Origin of the sequence: Erythrobacter sp. (assembly GCF_038133525.1) — a bacterium.
In the GTDB taxonomy this organism is placed as follows: Bacteria; Pseudomonadota; Alphaproteobacteria; order Sphingomonadales; family Sphingomonadaceae; genus Qipengyuania.
On sequence record NZ_JAYPTL010000147.1, the window covers coordinates 1 to 2,099 of the forward strand.

Here is a 2,099-nt window from a genome sequence, read left to right on the forward strand (position 1 = left end):
CATCGAGAGCCCGTATCGCCGCGTGCGCGACGGCAAGGTCACCGACGAAGTGATCTACCTGACCGCCATGGAAGAAGGCAAATACACCATTGCCCAGGCCAATGCCGAAATCGACGGCAAGGGCAAGCTGATGGGCGATCTGGTGTCGTGCCGCCGCAACGGCGACTTCGTGATGGTGCGTCCTGAAGGCATCGACTTCATGGACGTGTCGCCGAAGCAGCTGGTTTCGGTTGCCGCGGCGCTGATCCCGTTCCTTGAGAACGACGACGCCAACCGCGCGCTGATGGGCTCGAACATGCAGCGTCAGGCGGTTCCGCTGGTGCGCGCCGAGGCGCCGCTGGTCGGCACCGGCATGGAAGAAGTTGTGGCGCGTGATTCCGGCGCCACCATCGTCGCCAAGCGTTCGGGTGTGGTCGACCAGATCGACGGTACCCGCATCGTCGTCCGCGTGTCGGAAGAAACCGACATGTCGAAGTCGAACGTCGATATCTACAAGCTGCTGAAGTTCCAGCGCTCGAACCAGAATACCTGCATTACCCAGCGTCCGCTGGTGAAGGTGGGCGATCAGGTTCGCGCCGGCGACATCATCGGCGACGGACCCTCGACCGAGCTGGGCGAGCTGGCGCTGGGCCGCAACGTGCTCGTCGCCTTCATGCCGTGGAACGGCTACAACTTCGAAGATTCGATCCTGATCAGCGAGCGTATCGCCAAGGACGACGTCTTCACCTCGATCCATATCGAGGAATTCGAAGTGATGGCCCGCGACACCAAGCTGGGTCCTGAGGAAATCACCCGCGATATTCCGAACGTGGGCGAAGAAGGCCTCAAGAACCTCGACGAAGCCGGCATCGTCTACATCGGTGCCGAAGTGCACCCGGGCGACATCCTGGTCGGCAAGATCACGCCGAAGGGCGAAAGCCCGATGACGCCGGAAGAAAAGCTGCTGCGCGCCATCTTCGGCGAAAAGGCCTCCGACGTGCGCGACAGCTCGCTGCGCGTGCCGCCGGGCGTTTCGGGCACGGTCGTGGAAGTGCGTGTCTTCTCGCGCCATGGCGTGGAGAAGGACGAACGCGCCCTTGCCATCGAGCGCGCCGAGATCGAGCGTCTGGCCAAGGATCGTGACGATGAGAAGGCGATCATCGAGCGCGCCATTTACGGCCGCCTGAAGGAGCTGCTGGTCGGCAAGCAGGCCGACAAGGGCCCGAAGGGGTTCAAGGACGGCGGCAAGATCACCGACGAGGTGCTGGCTGAGCTGACCCCGGGCCAGTGGTGGCAGATCAGCGTCAAGCACGAAAAGGCGATGACCGACATCGAGGCGCTGAAGAAGCAGTATGATGCGGCCACCGGCCGTATCCAGAAGCGCTTCGAAGACAAGGTCGAGAAGCTGCAGCGCGGCGACGAGCTGCCCCCGGGCGTGATGAAGATGGTCAAGGTCTTCGTTGCGGTGAAGCGCAAGCTGCAGCCGGGCGACAAGATGGCCGGCCGCCACGGCAACAAGGGTGTCGTGTCGCGCATCGTGCCCGAGGAGGATATGCCCTACCTCGAGGACGGCCAGCCGGTCGATATCGTGCTGAACCCGCTGGGCGTGCCCTCGCGCATGAATGTCGGTCAGATCCTTGAGACGCATCTGGGCTGGGCTTCGGCCGGTATCGGCCGCCAGATCGGCGACATGCTCGACAAGGTCAACCGCAATGCGGCCAAGGCCGCCGACCTGCGCAACCTGATGAAGACGGTCTATTCCAAGCAGGAATATGCCGAACGCATCAACGACCTGTCGGACGATCAGGTGCTGGAGCTGAGCTCCAACCTGCGTCGCGGCGTGCCGATGGCCACGCCGGTCTTCGACGGTGCCCATGAGCCGGACATCGTCGAGATGCTGGAGAAGGCGGGCTTCAACAATTCGGGTCAGTCGACCCTGATTGACGGCCGCACCGGCGAACCGTTCGACCGCAAGGTGACGGTTGGCTACATCTACATGCTGAAGCTGCACCACCTGGTCGACGACAAGATCCATGCCCGTTCGATCGGCCCCTACAGCCTCGTGACCCAGCAGCCGCTGGGCGGCAAGGCGCAGTTCGGCGGACAGCGCTTCGGTGAAA

Annotated in this window: 1 protein-coding gene; it reads left to right on the forward strand. The window is 63.2% G+C overall.

Translation table 11 applies throughout. The features are described from left to right. The coding region (gene rpoB / locus AAFM29_RS17315) for a DNA-directed RNA polymerase subunit beta (protein ID WP_341713968.1) at positions 1–2,099 on the forward strand (2,099 nt) is incomplete at both ends.